The 18,738-nt window shown below is 51.1% G+C and carries 22 protein-coding genes, 1 pseudogene and 1 riboswitch; of the genes and pseudogenes, 21 read left to right on the top strand and 2 right to left on the bottom strand.

The genetic code is table 11. The features are described 5' to 3' along the window. Nucleotides 1–739 precede the first annotated feature (739 nt). The 9 genes from PACILC2_RS23720 to PACILC2_RS23685 all read left to right on the top strand — a co-directional run bounded on the left by PACILC2_RS23720 (nt 740) and on the right by PACILC2_RS23685 (nt 7,259). Nucleotides 740–1,105: a plasmid mobilization protein gene (locus tag PACILC2_RS23720; protein WP_213531267.1), complete on the top strand. Its 366-nt coding sequence runs from the start codon at nt 740–742 to the stop codon at nt 1,103–1,105. Beyond that, complete coding sequence (locus PACILC2_RS23715; protein WP_244863804.1) at nt 1,093–2,310, top strand: relaxase/mobilization nuclease domain-containing protein; 1,218 nt, start codon at nt 1,093–1,095, stop codon at nt 2,308–2,310. The genes PACILC2_RS23720 and PACILC2_RS23715 overlap by 13 nt, the downstream gene beginning before the upstream one ends. 323 nt (nt 2,311–2,633) lie before the next feature. After that, complete coding sequence (locus PACILC2_RS27615) at nt 2,634–3,002, top strand: PcfB family protein (protein ID WP_244863805.1); 369 nt, start codon at nt 2,634–2,636, stop codon at nt 3,000–3,002. After that, nucleotides 2,990–3,343 carry a mediator of RNA polymerase II transcription subunit 21 gene (locus PACILC2_RS27610; RefSeq protein ID WP_244863803.1) on the top strand — a complete coding sequence of 118 codons (354 nt, stop codon included), beginning with the start codon at nt 2,990–2,992 and terminating at the stop codon, nt 3,341–3,343. The genes PACILC2_RS27615 and PACILC2_RS27610 overlap by 13 nt, the downstream gene beginning before the upstream one ends. Next, nucleotides 3,340–4,245, top strand: coding sequence for a hypothetical protein (locus PACILC2_RS23705; protein ID WP_213531265.1), 906 nt, complete (start codon nt 3,340–3,342; stop codon nt 4,243–4,245). Before PACILC2_RS27610 ends, PACILC2_RS23705 begins: the two co-directional genes overlap by 4 nt. A gap of 47 nt (nt 4,246–4,292) precedes the next feature. After that, nucleotides 4,293–4,484, top strand: a complete 192-nt coding sequence (locus PACILC2_RS23700; RefSeq protein ID WP_213531263.1) for a hypothetical protein — start codon at nt 4,293–4,295, stop codon at nt 4,482–4,484. A gap of 102 nt (nt 4,485–4,586) precedes the next feature. Continuing rightward, nucleotides 4,587–6,239, top strand: coding sequence for a VirD4-like conjugal transfer protein, CD1115 family (locus PACILC2_RS23695; protein WP_244863802.1), 1,653 nt, complete (start codon nt 4,587–4,589; stop codon nt 6,237–6,239). Nucleotides 6,240–6,244: 5 nt separating this feature from the next. Further along, complete coding sequence (locus PACILC2_RS23690; protein ID WP_425454001.1) at nt 6,245–6,544, top strand: glutamyl-tRNA amidotransferase; 300 nt, start codon at nt 6,245–6,247, stop codon at nt 6,542–6,544. 67 nt (nt 6,545–6,611) lie between these two features. Beyond that, complete coding sequence (locus tag PACILC2_RS23685; protein WP_244863801.1) at nt 6,612–7,259, top strand: VirB6/TrbL-like conjugal transfer protein, CD1112 family; 648 nt, start codon at nt 6,612–6,614, stop codon at nt 7,257–7,259. Nucleotides 7,260–7,452: 193 nt separating this feature from the next. Here PACILC2_RS23685 and PACILC2_RS23680 read toward each other — a convergent pair whose 3' ends face one another. Next, entirely contained in the window at nt 7,453–7,704 is a 252-nt protein-coding gene (locus tag PACILC2_RS23680) for a helix-turn-helix domain-containing protein (protein ID WP_054819090.1), read from the bottom strand. Nucleotides 7,705–7,873: 169 nt separating this feature from the next. Between PACILC2_RS23680 and PACILC2_RS23675 the strand changes: the two genes are divergently transcribed. The 6 genes and pseudogenes from PACILC2_RS23675 to PACILC2_RS23650 form a co-directional block, all read left to right on the top strand. Continuing rightward, nucleotides 7,874–8,059 carry an aspartyl-phosphate phosphatase Spo0E family protein gene (locus PACILC2_RS23675; protein WP_127486765.1) on the top strand — a complete coding sequence of 62 codons (186 nt, stop codon included), beginning with the start codon at nt 7,874–7,876 and terminating at the stop codon, nt 8,057–8,059. A gap of 30 nt (nt 8,060–8,089) precedes the next feature. Further along, a complete protein-coding gene (locus tag PACILC2_RS23670; protein ID WP_127486767.1) occupies nt 8,090–8,446 on the top strand; it encodes a hypothetical protein in 357 nt (118 codons plus the stop codon). 34 nt (nt 8,447–8,480) lie between these two features. After that, complete coding sequence (locus PACILC2_RS23665) at nt 8,481–8,846, top strand: PrgI family protein (protein WP_127486769.1); 366 nt, start codon at nt 8,481–8,483, stop codon at nt 8,844–8,846. Further along, nucleotides 8,839–9,006, top strand: a complete 168-nt coding sequence (locus PACILC2_RS29815; protein ID WP_213531261.1) for a hypothetical protein — start codon at nt 8,839–8,841, stop codon at nt 9,004–9,006. Before PACILC2_RS23665 ends, PACILC2_RS29815 begins: the two co-directional genes overlap by 8 nt. Beyond that, the gene (locus tag PACILC2_RS23655) at nt 8,931–11,165 is read left to right on the top strand and encodes a VirB4-like conjugal transfer ATPase, CD1110 family (RefSeq protein ID WP_443678860.1); all 2,235 of its coding nucleotides are present in this window, start codon (nt 8,931–8,933) and stop codon (nt 11,163–11,165) included. The genes PACILC2_RS29815 and PACILC2_RS23655 overlap by 76 nt, the downstream gene beginning before the upstream one ends. A 134-nt stretch (nt 11,166–11,299) precedes the next feature. Then, a pseudogene (locus PACILC2_RS23650) lies at nt 11,300–11,446 on the top strand (S-layer homology domain-containing protein); the annotation flags it as partial. 57 nt (nt 11,447–11,503) lie between these two features. Here the strand turns inward: PACILC2_RS23650 and PACILC2_RS23645 are convergent. Then, the gene (locus PACILC2_RS23645; RefSeq protein ID WP_213531257.1) at nt 11,504–12,094 is read right to left on the bottom strand and encodes a TetR/AcrR family transcriptional regulator; all 591 of its coding nucleotides are present in this window, start codon (nt 12,092–12,094) and stop codon (nt 11,504–11,506) included. Between the two features lie 106 nt (nt 12,095–12,200). On the opposite strand from PACILC2_RS23645, the gene PACILC2_RS23640 reads away from it, so the two are divergent. From PACILC2_RS23640 to PACILC2_RS23615, 6 genes are all read left to right on the top strand, one after another. Continuing rightward, nucleotides 12,201–13,073, top strand: a complete 873-nt coding sequence (locus tag PACILC2_RS23640; protein WP_213531255.1) for an SDR family NAD(P)-dependent oxidoreductase — start codon at nt 12,201–12,203, stop codon at nt 13,071–13,073. A gap of 138 nt (nt 13,074–13,211) precedes the next feature. Then, nucleotides 13,212–13,297: riboswitch (cyclic di-GMP riboswitch) on the top strand. Between the two features lie 85 nt (nt 13,298–13,382). After that, complete coding sequence (locus PACILC2_RS23635) at nt 13,383–14,096, top strand: response regulator (RefSeq protein WP_213531253.1); 714 nt, start codon at nt 13,383–13,385, stop codon at nt 14,094–14,096. 229 nt (nt 14,097–14,325) lie between these two features. Beyond that, nucleotides 14,326–14,859: a hypothetical protein gene (locus PACILC2_RS23630; protein ID WP_213531251.1), complete on the top strand. Its 534-nt coding sequence runs from the start codon at nt 14,326–14,328 to the stop codon at nt 14,857–14,859. 624 nt (nt 14,860–15,483) lie between these two features. Further along, entirely contained in the window at nt 15,484–15,903 is a 420-nt protein-coding gene (locus PACILC2_RS23625; protein ID WP_213531249.1) for an RNA polymerase sigma factor, read from the top strand. Between the two features lie 118 nt (nt 15,904–16,021). Further along, a complete protein-coding gene (locus PACILC2_RS23620) occupies nt 16,022–16,474 on the top strand; it encodes a DUF6075 family protein (protein ID WP_244863800.1) in 453 nt (150 codons plus the stop codon). Then, nucleotides 16,461–18,425, top strand: a complete 1,965-nt coding sequence (locus PACILC2_RS23615) for a C40 family peptidase (protein ID WP_213531247.1) — start codon at nt 16,461–16,463, stop codon at nt 18,423–18,425. Before PACILC2_RS23620 ends, PACILC2_RS23615 begins: the two co-directional genes overlap by 14 nt. Nucleotides 18,426–18,738 lie beyond the last annotated feature (313 nt).

The following is an 18,738-nucleotide window of genomic DNA, read 5'->3' as shown; positions in this document are numbered from 1 at the left end:
ATGTTAAAGCTGCGCGAAGAACTGCTCGCTGTGCAAGAGGATCGTTTGGCGGGCCGTGCTGGTGTGACGCCGGATGAACTGGACGCTTACCTGGAGGGCATTATTGACGAGGTTCAGCATGGAAAAGATGCCCCGATATAAGATCGTCGTTTCCGATCGCGCCCGCCAAATGCTGGCGGTTCATGTGCGATTCCTTGCGGAAAAAATCCGGATGCCGCGCGAAAAACGAAAAACGAATTGCTGCATGCGATACGTTCCTTGGCGCAAATGCCGGAACGTTATCCTTTTCTCGAAGCGGAATTTATCCCGTCAAACAAGTATCACAAAATGTTCGTAGATAAATGGTATCTGGTGTTGTATCAGATTCAGGATGAAATCGTGTATGTCGATTTCATTGTAGACTGCCGCCAGGATTACCGCTGGTTGGTGCGATAACAAAAAAGTTCTGCGGAAGACGCCCGAGCGGATCGGCGTCTTTTTTGTGTTTTTGGGGTTCCCTCTTTTTCCCGGCAGGTGCTTTGAAGGCAACGCGAGACGAATGTCTCGTGTTGCAGCAAGCACTGAATTTGGTCTCCCAAATTCGGCTTGTTAGGGGCAGGCCCCTAATACCCCCACATCTAAACAGCACGCTGTTTTTCAAGAATAAAGGTTGCAACAATGAACGGTATTTTTCAGAGACGGCAGAAGCCATTTAGCATTTTTATTAAGACCATTCTGTTTGAAGAAAGAAGCGAAAGCGATGAGAAAACGAGGGATTCGCATTCAGGTATGGGTGAACAATGAAGAAGACGCAAGACTCCAAGCCAATGCGAAAAAATCCGGACTTTCACGGGAAGGTTATCTCCGTTCCTTGATCAATGGCTATATCCCGAAGGCGCTGCCGCCGCCGGATTATTACGCCATGATGCGCGAGCTTCACGCCATCGGCAACAATCTCAACCAACTGGCGGTGAAAGCGCATGCGACCGGTCATCTGGATCGGGCGGTGTTCCAGCAGGAGGCCGATCGGTTGCGCCGCGCGGTGCAGCATATCCAGCAGGCCGTGACTTCGCCGGAGAGAAGAACCGAATCGGACGGAACGAATCCCGATGCGTGTACTCCTTAAAAGGAGGTGGCACGCTTGGCGACCACAGCCATTTGGGATGTCACCGACCGATTAAAACGCGTGATCGACTATGCGGCCAATCCCGAAAAACTGCCCAGGATCGTGCCGAGCAGCAAAGCTTGCAACAGGTGTTGGATTACGCGCAATCCGGCAACAAAACCGAAAAGCAGTTGTATGTGAGCGGCATCAATTGCGATCCGCTAACGGCCTATGAGCAAATGCAGCGCACCAAGCGGCAGTTTCAAAAGACGGAAGGCATTGTGGCTTTTCACGGGTATCAGGCGTTTGCGCCGGGCGAAGCCACACCGGAGATCGCGCACGCCATCGGCGTCAAGCTGGCGCAGGAGCTGTGGGGAGATCGTTTTGAAGTCATTGTAGCGACCCATCTGGACAAAGAGCATTTGCACAATCACTTCGTGCTCAACTCTGTCTCTTTTATGGACGGCAAACGGTACTACGACAACAAAGCCTCCTATGCCCTTCTGCGGAGAACATCCGACCGGTTATGCCGGGAACATGCATTGTCAGTAATTGAGCAGCCCGAGCCGGGCAAGGCCAAACACTACGGAGAATGGAAAGCGGATCGGGAAGGCAAGCCGACTTGGCGAGGATTGATTCGGACCGATGTAGATCAGGCGATCGCGGCATCCATGACGTGGACACAGTTTATCACCTCTTTGCAGAAGCAGGGCTATGAAGTGAAAACGACCGTAAAGCATGTGGCGGTGCGTCCGCCCGGAAAGGAACGTTTCGTTCGTTTGCGCAGTCTGGGAGACGACTATACGGAAGAAGCTCTGAAACAGCGGATTTTGCGAAACCGCATTCCCCGTAAACCACAGCCTTTGCCGATGCCGCGACGCAGAAGGGCCGTTTGCAAAGGAACGCTTCGATCCGGCAGGAAGTTCAGCGGCTTGCAAGCATTGTACCTGCGCTATTTATATGAGATGGGCATACTGCCTCATTTTCGCGCGTCCGTGAGAAGGACGCATTTTTATTGCGGGAAGACTTGTGGCATTTGGCGATTATTACCGCGCAGACCAAACTGCTGTGCCAGCGCCGTATCTCCAGCAAAGAGCAGCTTTTGGACTATGTATCCATTGCCCAACAGGAGATGCGCCTGCTTTCCAGCGAGCGCAAAGCGCTGTACAACCGTCTTCGCCGCTGCAAGGAGGAAGGCCGGATCGACGCTTGCAAAGCGCAAATAGCCGTATTATCCAAGCGGCTTGCCGCGCTTCGAAAGGAGGTGAAGCTGTGTGTGGGCATCCTTGCCCGATCCAGTGAAATGATGACCAAACTACATGGCGACAGGCAAAATCAACCATTACGAAGGGAGGATACCATCCATGAGCAGTGGAGCCGAGGCGGCCGATCAGGTCGTCAACATGAGTCTGAGGGGCATCGAGGTGATGGCCAAGATTTCCGGCGAAGGCGCTAAGCATCTGGCCGTCTATTTGTTTGCCGCCCTGCAAGGGCAGAAGCGGACGAAGGGCAGCATTCGTCTGGAAAGCTTGCTCCGCAGCGGCAAGGAATTGAAAGTGTTTGCCGTCAAAACGAAGACTTGCCCACGTTCTGCAAGGAAGCCAAACGATACGGCGTTTTGTACTGCGCCCTGCGGGACAAAAAGAATGTCGATGGCTTGTGCGATGTGATGGTGCGGGCCGAGGACGCGTCCAAAATCAACCGCATCGTCGAGCGGTTCAAGCTGGCGACCGTGGATACGGCCAGCATTAAGAGCGAAATTGAGAAGTCCCGCGCCGGGAAACAGCAGGACCATCCAGCGTCCGGGGAGCGTCAACAACAAGCATCGAACCAAACCCGGCAGAAGACGGAGGTACAAGGAGCGGAAGTCAAGGGAACGCAAGGAGCGAAGAGCACCGACGATTTTTGGCCGAACTGATGCAGAGGCCCGAATCGGCGCAGCCAACTTCCCCGGCGAACGGCAACCCAAACCCCATGATGGCGACGACGGAGCCGCCCCATCCGTCCGAGCCTACCTCCGGGCGCAGCGAAGCATCCGCAAGGGGTATGATTGAACCGGAAGCCGGGACAACGCCGCGGCGGCCATCGATCCGTGAACTGTTGCGCGAGATCCGGGAAGAAAATCGGAAGGCGGAGAAAGAACGACGTCAGATCATCAAGGAGCCGTCGCTGACCAATCGAAATGAGCGAGATATTGGAAAAGCGAAGACGGGCAAAACCAAACCAATCGGAACCCGAAAGCGAGGGAAAGCGAAATGAACAATCTGGACGATTTATTCCGGCAGGAAGCATCCGGCCGTTCTTCCGCGAATTCGTCCGAGCAACCTTTTGACAAGGAAGCGTGGGCGCAGAAAAAGCAGGAACTCAGGCAATGGGCCTACGAGACGATTGATTCCGCCACGACCGCCATCGCGCAAAGCGGCGATGAATTTCAGCGATATCTGGATGTGCAAAGCCGTTTCGACCGCTACAGCGTATCCAATGCGCTTCTGATTCTCACGCAGCGGCCGGAGGCGACCCGCATCGCCGATTTCGATTCGTGGAAGGAACAAGGCGTGTTTATTCGCCGCAAGGAAACCGGCTTTTATATTTTGGAGCCGGGCGAAGAGTACCGGAGGGAAGACGGCAGCACCGGCATCAGCTATAACCTCAAAAAGATGTTCGACATCGCGCAAACGACGGCCAACCCAAAACGGGAGCAACCGACCTATCCGGACGACCGGATGCGCATCAAAGCGCTGATGGATCGCGCTCCTGTTCCGATCGTCATTGGGGATGCGATGCCGCCGGAAACGCATGCGCTCTATCAGCCGGACATGCGCAATATTGTCATCCGCCGCGGCATGGATGCCGGGCACATTTTCCGGTCGCTCGCGCAGGAACTGGCGCATGCGGAACTGGATCGCGGCGATGGCCGTTACAGCCGTTCCCATTTTACGTTCCATGCATATTGCGCCTCTTACATGCTGTGCAAGCAGTTCGGCGTGGACACGTCGTCCTTTCGTTTCCATCGTGTACAGGAGAAGTTGAAGGACATCGAACCGCAGCAAATTCGCGCCGAACTGGCGGTGATGAAGGATACCGCGCATGACATGGCCCGCAAGATGAACCGGATGCTGGCGCAGCAGCGGCAACAACATCGGACAGAACCAGCAAGATAGGAGCGCCGCGGGGGACATGCTCAATTTTTGTTCAGGAGGGAGCGCCTGTGAAGGAAGAAGAACGGATTCTCTGTTTGGATCATTACGAGCATGGCATTGTGGTGCATGCACTGAATACGCTGCGAAACGATTTGATCGGCGAGAAGCGCCCCACCGACGCCGTCGATGAACTGTTGCTCAAAACGATTGACGCCCCTTATCAAAAACATAAACGCCGGAGCCATCATGAGGCGCGTTGAAACCGCAAGGAGTCATTTGATACTCTTTGCGTTTTTTTTAATTCCCGTCTTGTGGGCGGCGATGCTGACCGCCCCTGCATTTTCCGGGGGCTGCCGGCGATTGTGGAGCATCTCAGCGCGGCGATCAATCACCCGTTCGACATTCAGTGGGTAGACGATACGCCGCGCTGTCTATTCATTTTTACGCTGGCCTATGGACTCGGCGTCTGTATTTACTTGGCCTCCCCGCGAAACTATCGACGACGAGAGGAGCACGGCAGCGCGCGATGGGGCCGGGCGAAAAGCATATGCGCCAAATATCGAAGCAAGCAGCAGGAACAAAACAAAATTTTAACCAAGCAGGTTTGCATCGGACTCGACGGCCGCAAGCATCGCCGGAATGTGAATGTGCTCGTCGTAGGCGGTTCCGGCTCCGGCAAAACGCGCTTTTATGCCAAACCGAACGTCATGCAGGCGCATACGTCCTTCGTTGTTCTCGACCCGAAAGGCGAAATCTTGCGGGATACCGGTCATCTGCTCAAGGCCAAAGGGTATGACATTAAGGTGCTCGACCTGATCAATCCGCATCGCTCCCACGGCTACAACCCTTTCGCCTATTTGAACGACGACAAGGATGTGCTGAAGCTGGTCACCAACCTGATTCGCAATACAACGCCGAAGGGCAGCAATACGAACGACCCGTTCTGGGAACGGTCCGAAACGGCGCTGCTGGAGGCGCTCATGTTGTATTTGCTCTATGAAGCGCCGCCGGAGGAACAGAATTTTCCGATGGTGATGGAGATGATCGCTGCCGCCGAAGTGCGAGAAGAAGACGAAACCTACCAGAGTCCGCTGGACGAGTTGTTTGAACGGCTGGCGATGCGCGACCCGGAGCATTTGGCAGTCAAACAGTACAACATCTTCAAGCTGGCAGCGGGGAAAACGGCCAAATCGATATTGATCGGCCTCGGCGTTCGGCTGGAGAAGTTCAACTTGCATTCGATTGCCGGGATGAGCCTGGTCGATGAAATGGATTTGGCTGTCATGGGAGAAAAGAAGACGGCGTTGTTTGCCGTTATTCCCGATAACGACAGCAGCTTCAACTTCATCGTCGGGATGCTCTACACCCAGCTTTTTCAATGCCTGATGTATGAGGCCGACTACCGGCACGGCGGACGCTTGCCCGTGCACGTGCATTTCGTGATGGACGAATTTGCCAACGTTGCCTTGCCCGATGAATTCGACAAGCTGCTCTCCACGATGCGCAGCCGCGAGATTTCGGTTTCCATCATCCTGCAAAATTTGGCGCAGCTCAAATCGCTGTACAAGGAGTCGTGGGAATCGATCGTTGGGAACTGCGACGTGTTCTTGTACCTGGGCGGCAATGAACAATCCACCCACAAATACGTATCGGAGCTGCTGGGCAAGGAAACGATCGACACGAACACCTATGGCCAAAGCAAGGGACGCAGCGGCAGCTATTCGATCAACTATCAGTTGTCCGGCCGCGACTTGCTGACGCCCGATGAGGTGCGGCTTCTCGATAACCGTCATGCCTTGCTCTTTATTCGCGGCGAGCGTCCTGTTCAGGACGACAAATACGATTTGCTCAGGCATCCCCATGTCGCTCTCACGACGGATGGCAACGGTCCTCCCTACCAGCATGGGGGCACGGAACTTGCGCTCGATTGGCGAACCGTGACGCTTGATGAAAACGGAGAGTACGAGCTTCTGTCGGAAGAAGACATGGAGTCGCTATTTTTACGAGGGGAATGATGAAAATGAAGTTCAAAAAGAAACGGCTGCTGGCACTGTACATCATGCTGATGTTAACGGGAACCGTATTCGTCTCTACCGCTTATGCCGAGGGCGACCCGATGACGACGGTCAATAATTTGTCCACTTTCATATTCGGATTAATACGGGCCATCGGCATGATCATACTCGGCTTCGGCATTGTGCAGATCGGATTGTCGCTCAAGTCTCACGATCCTTCCCAGCGAGCGAACGGGTTCCTGACGCTCGCCGGCGGAATTATCATTACCTTCACGAAGGAAATTCTTACCCTGATTGCCGGTTAAACGGGAGTCGCAAATGAGGGGAACGGGCGATTTGTCCGTTCCCCATCTACAGAAAAGGGGTGAGAATATGGCCAAAAACAGTTGGATTATTGACAATCTCGAACATGCGCTCGATACATGGAACGAGAAAATGAACGAAATCTGGCAGCTTGTTACCGAGTCGCCGGCCGACTTCAAGGGCGGCGGCGTGTGGCGCGTCATTACCGACATTCACGGCGCGTTGCAGGCGACGGGACTGGCGCTTCTGGTCTTGTTTTTTGTGATCGGCGTGGTGAAGACGACCGGCAATTTTGCCGAAGTGAAAAAGCCGGAGATGGCCGTCAAGCTGTTTATCCGTTTTGTCCTGGCCAAAGCGGTCGTTACCTACGGGCTGGAGCTCATGATGGCGCTGTTTACCATTGTTCAGGGAATCATCTCCACGATGATGGGACGTTCCGGGTTCGGAAGGACGGAGGCTATGACTTTGCCGAACACCATTGCAAAAGCGATTGAAGACGTCGGCTTTTGGCAAAGCATTCCGCTGTGGGTCGTCTCCCTTCTGGGCAGTCTGTTCATCACGGTGTTGTCTTTTGTGATGATCCTCTCGGTGTACGGACGGTTTTTCGTATCTATTTATATACGGCCATCGCTCCCGTTCCGCTTTCCTCCTTTGCCGGGGAGCCGAGCCAAAATATCGGTAAATCGTTTCTCAAAGGGTATGCGGCCGCTTGCCTAGAGGGAGCGATTATCGTACTCGCCTGCATCATCTACTCCGCCTTTGCCTCCGCTCCCCCGGCGGTCGATGAAGGCGCTGGCGCGGTTACGATGGTGTGGACGTACATCGGCGAGCTGATTTTTAACATGCTGGTGCTCGTGGGGACGGTCAAAATGGCGGACCGGGTGGTGAGGGAGATGATGGGGCTGTAGCTTCATTCCGATTCTTCGCCCAGCAATTCCCGGACGGAAACATCCAGCGCTTTGGCAATCGCCACGACTTCGTAGTCTTGGACAAGCCGATACTGCCCTTCCAGACGCGAAAGACTGGTAGGACTGATGTCGAGACCAGCCGTTTGCAGTCTGGCGAGAAACTCCTTCTGTTTCATCCCCTTTGCCTTGCGGATGGCAACGACTCTCACGCCGATTATATTTTTGTCGCCTGGCGGTTCTTTACGATGTTTCATTTATATGCACCTCACATTACAAGCAAAATTGTACGTGAGTGCATCGTTGTTTTAATGCGAATATCGCATTAAAATGAAATAAACCGATTTACGCAATAAAATAGAGAGGTAATCTATCTTTCAGACAGCCAGGAACGCCGATCTAATGAAGACACTGGGAGGCCGACCGATGACACGTTTGCTTGGTCAATTGGAGGAGGAAAGAAGAAAGTTGAACGAACTTGGGAAAAAATCTCTTGATCAGGGAATTCCTCTGTTTGAGAATGAGGCGGTTCAGGCTCAAAGCCGGAAGGTGGACGAATGGATTGTCCAGTGGCTTCAAAGGAAGTCCGGACGAGAGCATCAGTTGCGCTAGATCGCATTCGCACAAGGAGGGGGGATGTCAATGGAGTTTCCGTTATGGTTTCAAAATGCGATCCAGCGGCGGCTGGACCACGTTTCGGCTCGGATCGAACACCATCCCGAGTTGCGTAGATGTCGCGATGAAGAGAAATCGGCTTTTCAAGCAATGTTTTCCGGCGTGGATATGACGCAGTTGCCGGCGTTTATGGAATGGGAGGACAAGCACCATTTTAAGCAGGCGATCATGAATGAATGGTTATATTTGCAAGGCATGCGAGACGGCGCTCAGCTTGTATTTGCGCTTTTAGCCGATCCTCTTCTATCCGGCGATAAGTTGTTGGCAAGATCGAAAAAGACAGAGCCAACATCGGTTCAACCGGAAGCTGAGGGCGAGTTGTAGACCATAGTGAGCATCGTTTATGGGAGGATTTCAAATGGAAGTGAAAATTAACCGGGAAATCCGGGATTATACGGAAAGCTTATTCTTTGGACTGTCCTTGCGGCAGTTCTTTTTTTCTGTGCTGGCTGTCGGCGTGGCGATCGGACTATATTTTGGACTGCGCGGCCGCTTTGGCTTGGAAACGCTCAGCTGGATGTGCATTTTGGGGGCTGCGCCCTGCGCAGCCTTGGGTTTCATCAGCTATCACGGCATGACGGCCGAGCAGCTGCTTTGGGCGTATGTGAAATCGGAATTTCTGCTGCCAAGACGCTTCGTCTTCTATTCGACCAATGTCTATGTTGAAGCGCTGAAAAAGAACATGCATAGTTACGAGCAGGAAAGGATGAAGCGCCATGATTAAAACGCTCAGACGCATCATCAAGCAGGACAAGGAACGATTTGTCATTCCGAAAGGCGTTCAGCAAGTCATCCCGATTCGCGCCCTCTGGCCGGACGGGATTTTTTTGTCGGCAACAAGTTCTCCAAATCGTATCGGTTCGAGGATATCAACTACGCCGTAGCGTCCAGAGAAGACAAGGAAGAATTGTTCCTGTCTTATTCCGAGCTGCTTAATTCCCTCGACAGCGGAGCGACCACGAAGATCACGATCCATAACAGGCGTTTGAACCGGGCCGATTTTGAAAGCTCGATTCTGATTCCGCTTCGGGAGGATCATCTAGATGTGTACCGGCAGGAGTACAACGAGATGTTGCTCGCAAAGGCCATCGGCGCAAACGGTACGATTCAGGAAAAGTACGTTACCATTTCTGTGGTCAAGAAAAATGTGGAGGAAGCCCGTCAATATTTCGCAAGGGTCGGAACCGAACTGATGACGCATTTTTCCCGTCTCGGTTCCAAATGTATCGAACTGGATGCAACCGACCGTCTGCGCATTTTCCATGATTTCTTTCGGATCGGCGAGGAAGCGGATTTTCGTTTCCATTTGTCCGAAACGATGCGCAAGGGTCATGATTTCAAGGACTACATTTGCCCGGATACGTTCGAGTTTGAAAAAGATCATTTTCGGATGGGCAACTTTTTTGGCCGCGTCATCTTTCTGCGGGAATACGCCAGCTATATAAAGGACAGCATGGTGTCCGAGCTTTGCGACCTGAACCGGAATTTGCTGCTGTCACTGGATATTATCCCGATTCCGACTGACGAGGCCGTTCGTGAGGTGGAGAGCCGTTTGCTTGGCGTGGAGACGAACATCACCAACTGGCAGCGGCGACAAAACCGAAACAATAATTTTTCTGCCGTGGTCCCCTACGACATGGAGCAGCAACGCAAAGAGAGCAAAGAATTTCTGAACGACTTGACCACCCGCGATCAGCGGATGATGTTCGGCCTGCTGACGATGGTCCACATCGCAGACAGCAAGGAGCAGCTTGAAAGCGATACGGAGGCGCTGCTCACCACCGCCCGCAAGCATTTGTGCCAGTTTTCCACGCTGACCTATCAGCAAATGGACGGTCTGAATACGGCGCTCCCCTACGGCTTGCGGAAGATTCACGCCTTGCGGACGTTAACGACGGAAAGCACAGCTGTCTTTATTCCGTTTCGGGCACAGGAAATCGTGCATCCGGGCGGCATTTACTATGGGCAAAATGTGATCAGCAAAAACATGATTATTGCCAATCGCAAGCAGCTGCTGAACGGAAACAGCTTTATTCTCGGCGTATCCGGTTCCGGCAAAAGCTTTACCGAGAAACGGGAAATCGTCAACCAGATGCTGGCCAGCGACGACGATATTATTTTGATCGACCCGGAACGGGAATACTCCGCACTGGTGAACGCATTGGGCGGCGAGACGATTCATATATCCGCCACCTCGCCCAACCATATCAATGCGATGGATATGAACCGGCAATATGGCGACGGAGCCAACCCGATTATTCTCAAATCGGAATTCGTCCTCTCGCTCTGCGAGCAATTGATTGGCGGTTATCAGCTGGGAGCCAAGGAAAAGTCGCTCATTGACCGTTGCACCGCCAGCGTGTACAGGAAGTATTTGCAGAGCAACTATAAGGGGCAGCCGCCGACGCTTCAGGACTTTCGCGCGGAGCTGCTCAACCAATCGGAGCCGGAAGCGCAGGACATCGCGCTTGCGATCGAGCTGTTTACTTCCGGCAGTTTGAATACGTTTGCCAAGCCGACCAATGTCAATGTCCATAATCGGCTTATCTGCTATGACATTCTCGACTTGGGCAAACAGCTTCTCCCGATCGGCATGCTGGTTGTACTGGACAGCATCCTGAATCGGATTACACAGAATCGGGTTAAAGGCAAAAATACATTTATCATTATTGACGAAATCTATCTTCTGTTTCAGCATGAATACAGCGCCAACTTTCTGTTCACGCTTTGGAAGCGCGTCCGAAAGTATGGCGCTTTTTGTACGGGCATTACACAAAACGTGGATGATTTGCTGCAAAGCCATACGGCCCGGACTATGCTCGCGAACAGCGAATTTATTGTCATGCTGAATCAGGCCAGCACCGATCGGATGGAGCTTGCCAAGATTCTCAATATTTCGGACCTGCAACTCTCTTATATTACCAATGTTGACGCCGGGAATGGCTTGATGAAGGTAGGCAGTTCCCTTGTGCCGTTTACCGACAGGTTCCCGCGGCAAACGAAGCTGTATAGCTTAATGACGACGAAACCCGGAGAGGCTTAACCAAATAGCGGTAAGCGGTTGGTTTCGACATGAACCGACCGCTTACAATTTAACGCATAACAACACCATTGTGTTTGAACAGGGCAACTGGCGAATGGCCTTTAAAGCTGGTACCGAGAAAACATACGGTTATCATGCAAGCCGGAGAAACAGCGAAGCCCAGGATTGTCTTCCGCGAAATTACCGGCTATTGCTGTCAAGCAAGCCGATTTGATGGAATAATCAAAGGAGCTTATCCGGATGGAACGTTCAGGCCAAACAATCGGGTTACTCGCGCAGAATTTACGGTTATATTGGCGGATGCATTGATTTTTACCATTTTTGCTGCATTTGCCCTGTTATGTTGCAGACTCCTCGGACTTGGAAATCAATTGTCTGACGGCCTCAACCACCGTTGCACGTCGACGTGCATGATCCGATTTCGCGGCTGCCAGTTCAGCGATCTCGGGAGGTTGGGACGACCACAGTGTAGCAATGCTTTGAACAAGTATCATCAATTGTCCCGCATCAAACCGGGATGAAAGCCTTCCGTCCTCTTGAGCGGCTCGAATGACATCGATTTTATGCCGGGCGGCCTCGATGCTTCCGGGGATCAGTTGATCGGTCCCGCCTCGCTCGAGTCGGTGCCACATGATCACGCGAGCGACTTCAGGGTGCTGCACGCTCGCATCAAACAGCTTTCCTGCATACTCGGGCAGATCTTCTGGAATAATTGGAATATTGGTTACGGTCTCGTTGACAATAAACTGCAGCACAGCGTCGAACAATTCGTCCTTGCTGCCAAAATAGGTATATACCAGCCCTGCGCTGCACCCAGCGCGCTCGGCAATTTGATCGACCCGGCTTCCGGCTAGGCCACGAGCGGCGAATTCCTTTAAGGCAGCGTCAAGGAGTTGTCGTTTTTTCGATTCGGGATCTCTTTTCATCATAGGGTCATTATACTTGAATAAACGTTCATTTGACAACCGAATCTGGCGTGTGATTTAATGAGGGAGTAATTTATTAAACGTTCATTCAATAAGGAGGGCAAAATACATGCCTGCAAAAGTATGGTTTATCACGGGAGCTTCGCGTGGATTTGGCCGCGCCATTGCAGAAGCGGCGCTTGAACGGGGTGATCTGGTGGTTGCAACGGCGCGAAATCCGGAGACGTTGGAAGAACTGGTATCCGCAAGCGAAGGACGCGCCTGCGCCGTTCGCCTGGATGTTACCGATGAGAACGAAGCCAAACAGGCCATTGCTCAAGGCGTAGAGAAATTCGGTCGAATCGACGTTGTCGTGAACAACGCCGGATACGCCGATCTGGGATCAATTGAGGAAACGCCGTCGGAACAGTTCCGCGCCCAGATTGAGACCAATCTGTTCGGCGTCATCCATGTCAGCCGTGCGGTTGTTCCGGTCTTCCGAAAGCAAAGGAGCGGGCGGTTTATTCAATTCTCCACGATCGGCGGCCGCAGACCGGCAGGACCGGGACTCGCCGCATACACGGCTGCCAAGCACGGCGTCGAAGGGTTTTCAAGCGTGCTTGCCGCCGAAACCAAGCCTTTCGGGGTGAAAGTAACCTTGATTGAACCCGGCGGTTTCCGTACTGACTGGGCAGGGTCCTCGATGAAGATTATTCCGCCTGGTGAACCGTATCAAGAGACAGTCGGCATACTTCTAAATATCTTCAGCGATGCGGCCAGGACAGGGAGACGTCCCAGCGGAGACCCCAAGAAGGCTGCTAATGTCATCCTTAAAGTGGCCGACATGGAAGAGCCGCCGCAATGGCTCCCTTTGGGCAGCGATGCCGTGAACATGATCCGGCAAGCCGACGAATTGAAGCTCGCGGAGCTGGCTAAGTGGGAAGAGCTCTCGCTCTCTACGGACGCCGACGATGCTGTCCATCCCGACCTTAGTAAGCTATAAAGTTAATCCTACCAAATGAGGGGTAACTTAATGCGATAATGGCTGGATTGACCATCTAGTTTTTAATACAAGGATTGGATTTCATTCCTAACGGGCATGAATATCTGATCAGTTGTCCCGATATATCAATAAAGCGATACAGGAAAAAGGCAAACCAGTTCGAAAGACTGGGACGCAAAGCCACGGGTCTTCTGCCTGCGTGCAATGATCGCCGGGTTACCCTCTCTAATGCTGTCAGTTAAAGGCACGGCCTTTCGAGGGTACGTGTCTTTTTTGCATTTTCAGAACAATCAACGAGGTGATGAAAAGATGGAGGAGCGTGCAGGTTATGCCATAGAAGTTGATGAAGTCGTGCGTTGGAAAGAAGGCAAGATACAAGTATTGCTGGTGGACAGCGATCCCATTTGGCAACAACGGATGGCGGAGCTCATCAATGCAGAGCCGGATATGAATCTATTCCATATTGCAACAAACAAGGAATCGGCCATTCGTGCGGGTGAGCAATTGGATTTAGACGTGATGATTCTTGATCTGGTATTACATTCATCACAACAGGATGGACTCCATACAATTTCTGAAGTTCTGAAAACTAAATCAATGCCAATTATTATCTTGACCTCCCTCTATGAGCCTGAAATCATTGTGGAAGCTATGCTGGCTGGGGCGATCAATTACATTACCAAGATCAACTATACGGATGTCGCAAACGCAGTAAGGGAAGCCTATCGGGGGCAATCTTCTCTTCATGCCGATGTTGCTAACATTGTCCGTAAAGAAATTGGTTTTGATAAGCGGAAAGAATTACATCGAATGCTGACGCCCACTGAAAAAGAGATCTTGCAGTTGATCGGGTGGGGCTATAAACAGCCGGTAATTAGAGAGTTGTTAGGCGTCACAGAGAACACCATGAAATCGCACGTTCGTAACATCATTCGAAAGTTCAACGCTAGCTCTATTCATGAAGCAGCCGAAAAAGCGAAACGAAGAGGCCTGTACGATCGGCAAGACCGGGTTACGTGTTAGCGATTCGCACCGATTCGAGTCATTATGCGTTCATTCGACATTTTATGAACTGATCGCATGATGAAAAATCACCCTCCATATTTATTTATTTTATAGGTAAAATGGTGGGTGTAGATGGAGATTTATAGGAGAATACTACTGGAGGTGAGAGTCATAAAAAGAGGAATAAAGGTTGTGAATATCGTACCTTGTCAACTTCTGCGAATCTAGAAATGAAGGGTAGATGACGATGGAAATGGAGAGTGAAAAATGTAACTGGCCGAAAACGATGAGAAAGCATGTATCAAAAGGAGGACTTTGTGATGTCGCAGACCAAGTACCCATTCCCTTTGAAAAAGTTGAATCGTGGCTGAAGTCCTATAAAGACTGGAAAGCGAGATTGAAGTATGTTCAATCCGAACTCACTCACATCCCAGAATTGACGCGCACCCTGCATATGGTTGCGTCTCATAGCAGAGGCAGAAAACAGGAAACGGTATTGCGAACGGTCATTCGACGCATACAGATCACTGAAAATGAGATCCCATTATTGCTATCCAGAATCAGTCTTATCGACTACGCTCTCACGTTTCTCACCTCGGAAGAAGGCTTATTTGTTCGATTGAGATACATTGATAATATTGCGTCCTCAGATGCCATAAGTCGCCTGGCACTTTCCCGCCGCGCGTACTTTTATCATCGGAAGCGAATTTTACGCAAAATCTACATGAAAATCAAAGATCGGGCGTTTTTGCTGGACTTGGAGTCGTCTCAAGCAGATTGAATGAATTCAGAAGGCGCATTGCACATAGATTTGTCCCCCATATTCAACTTTGAGGATCAGAGTGTCGGGGCAGCATCGAACATGTTCCGAACGTTGCATTGGTTTTGCCCTCTTTATGCACTAACTATGCACGCCATATGCACTTATTTCGTGTTATGTTGATAAAGTGGACAGACAGTGCAATGGTAGCAACCATAAATATGTGTGATTACTCACTTTTAATCAAGCGTCGTTTCTTTCCCAGATGCCAGCGGAAGGAATTACGGCGCTTTTTTACATTGTCAATGCAGTTGTCGGATAAATATCGGATGCCACGGAGCTGAACGGAACAAGGGCAGCGCCATACATCATAGCCCACTTAATTTCTCACACGGTGTTGCCAGGTGAGAAAGAGGGTGAAGGCGATGTATGCTTATTGCTCATAACTGCAATCGGCGAAAATATCGGCAAGAATATAATTCAATTTCACAATCAGACCTAGTCGCAATCGAGCGTGGACGCGCTCTGCGGCAAGGTCCTTTTTGTTTTTTACAGCTGTTATACAAAGGCATAAAAGGCAGCGTTGGCTGTCGTTCTCCCCCCCTCTGTTTTGGTTTGCCAACAAACCAAAATGGAGGGACATGAATGAAAAAGATGAATTTGCGGGGTATGTATCCTTTTATAAAGTCGGATGTATGGGTTGATGTAGATGAAGAAGTTGCCCACGAAATGCGGCGATTCGACTTGGAAGAAGGTGCTTACAGACTTCGAACATATCGCCATCGGGCCTATTATTCGCTTGATCGCAACGATGGGATTGAGCAGCATGTTTTATTTCTTTCGATTTCACCGGAGGAGTATTACGAGCGCAAACTTTCAAGGCAGCAACTTTATGAAGCAATGTGCCTTTTGCCGGAGAAATCTGCCAGGCGGATTTACGCCCATTATTTCTTGGGTATGAGCAAAGTCGATATTGCCAGAGCCGAGCATGTCGATGAGCGGGCGGTTCGTAAATCGATTCAACGAGGCTTGAAACAAATGGAATACTTGCTCAAAAACATGTAATCGTTTCGTGGGAGGGTCCGATTTTCCTGCCAAAATGAACGGTTATATAGAGGACCATGTTCAGACAGCGGCTGGTTGCAACCAGCCGCTGCATTCTACACGAAAGGGGTATGTGACGATGCAACAGGTTCGGTTTCGAGATGATGAACACGAGAGGTTTTATGTTCAGATGATGGATGAAAGGAAATGCAACGACGGCTATCACCGAGCATTGTTCTATACATTGGGCATTTCCCGAGAAACCAGAAGTCATATCCGTGATTTGTATGATTTTGCTAATGGTGGCATTAAGCCCGAAGGCCTTTCGGCCCCTTGGCAAACCGGCAGTTCCACTCGGGTATGCCGACTCGCCTTTAATTTGTGGAATGGCTGGACTGAAGTGGGGGGCGAACATCACTCCACTCCCCATGAATTATTTGATTGCAGCTATGCCCTCTACTTTTTGAAGCGATTCGTCTTCGTTATCCCGAATATTGCCGAAATCACGAGAGAACGATCAAACGGCTGGCTGAACAAATTCGCTGAATGGCTGCCAGCGACGGGAGTGGAATGGGACGATGAAGGAAATTAAAACGAGGAATGTTGTGAAAGACATCAAACGGTTGGACAGATTCCAAAACATGTTGGATCGTGTAAAGCGTTCAAGCGCTCATGCCAAGCGGCAGGTGGATAATGACAAGGCGACTTCCCAGTCTCCGGTTGAATATGCGCAGCGCGAGTCCGCAGCGGCTACGATAAAAACGATACGTGCCCAAATGGGGATGAGTCTGCATATCAACAAGAGATTGATTCGGCACATTCTAATAAGGAGGCCGTTTCCAGATGGTAATTCTGTCACAAGTCAGAGCCCAATTGATGTCAATGCGGAGTCTTCGATTACGCGTACACCGCGACTTGCCCGTAGCATACGTCTCCGTAAGCCGGTTGATGGAAAATACGTCTTGTCTTCTGGCTCGCATTCAGGAAAACAACGATTTATACGGAGCCGGGTCAATGCCCGGCTTCTGCATCGTTCTCGAACAGGCCGCTTTCCTGAGCGGATGCAGAAAAGGGATATCGGCCCTCTAAAACCGGTCGGGAAGAAGGAAACATTCTCCGCCGCGGTATCTCGTTCAGCAAATGGACGCGTGAAACCGTTAACCCGAGTCCCCTCTGCTATATCAAAACAATCAGATTATACGATCAAACGGAAAGTACGAAATTTTAAGACATTATCGCCATTTATAAAAAATGGGCATCGGCTAGAGCGCGCTAACAATCATTCGGATGCTCAAACTGAAGGGAAAATGAATGCCGTCAAGGAAGCACAGCGGGCTACGCAGATGGCGATGTCTGCCCGCCGGTCCATTCAAACCGCGCGAGCTGCCGCGAGATTGAATCGCCTTATCGTTAAAATGGTTGTAAGAGCCACCGCCCTGCTTGTCAAGGGATTGACGGCGCTTTTGGGGATCAGCGGTTCGGTAATTGTAGTTTTGTGCATTGTCATGGCGAGTGCCGCCGTCATTTCCTCTCCTTTCGGTATCTTTGTGTCCGGTGAAAATACGGATGCCGATGTAAAGCCGCTTTCTCGAATCGTTCAGGAAATAGACGATGAATTTGCCGCCCGACTGGTAGATATACAGCAATCCGCTGGCAATGTAGACCGGGTGGAATATCATTATCCCGGCAGCGCGGACAATACGCGGATCGATAACTGGATGGACATTATCGCCGTCTTTGCCGTGAAGACCGTCACGGATGCGGAAAACGGAATGGATGTGGCCGCGCTTGATGCAACAAGAATCGGTATCATTCGATCGGTGTTCTGGGATATGAATTCGCTGGAATCTCGTGTTGAAACGATAGAACATAAGGAAACGGTTACGGTTGAACATGAGGACGGGAGCAGCAGCGAAGAGACGATTACCCGATATGAGCGCATTTTGCATATTACCGTCACTAGCCATACTGCGGAGCAACAGGCAGATACTTACCGCTTTACAAGTGAACAGATGGAATTTATGAAGGAGATGCTGTCCGAGGAGTTCCGCCTGCTCATGTTTGCAATACTTGGTAAAGATACGGATATTGGCTTAACGCCGGAGCAGCTTGAATCGGTTCAACAGCATTTGCCCGAAGGCGAACTGGGCAGTGAAGCCGTCAAATTGGCGCTGACTCGTCTAGGCGATCCGTATAGCCAACCGAAGGCCGGTCAGGACCACTTTACGGATTGCAGCTATCTCGTCCAATGGGTGTATCGTCAGTTAGGCATTAGCTTGCCGCGAACCGCGGCGGAACAGGCCAGATTTTGCGTGGAGAATGGCCTGACCGTAAGCGCGGCGGATTTGGTTCCGGGCGACCTTGTGTTTTGGAGTTACGAGCGTAATGGCAGATTCATGGATATTACGCATGTCGGCATTTATGCGGGAGACGGCAAAGTAGTAGACGCTTCCTCCACTCGGGGACAAGTCGTTTATCGCGGTTTGTTCGATTCGGATAAACAAGTGTTGTATGGCAGACCGCATCTTTCAAGCGTTAATTGAACTTTAAAATTAATAAGGTTCATGTTCAGAGCCTTATTCTCAGTTTATCGCCTTCCCTCCTCGCCTTTCGCTTCTGTTCGATTGATTTGGCAATTCAAGGTCCGATTTTGTATCAAAAATGAAATGAATAATAGAGGGACATGTTCGCTCCCCTCAACGGACCTTTGACAACTAAATACAATCTTATCCGGTACGTTCCCCGCATGGCCTGGAAGGATAGCCAAATTGCAGGCGCGCCACGACCACTTTGCCGATTCTTGTTTTGCATGCCTTCTTAGGAGAGCCGGCAGAGTGCGAGCGATTTTGCCCATGC

Origin of the sequence: Paenibacillus cisolokensis (genome assembly GCF_018403665.1) — a bacterium.
Lineage (GTDB): Bacteria > Bacillota > Bacilli > Paenibacillales > Paenibacillaceae > Paenibacillus_AH > Paenibacillus_AH cisolokensis.
This window is presented reverse-complemented; position numbering and strand designations above follow the sequence as displayed.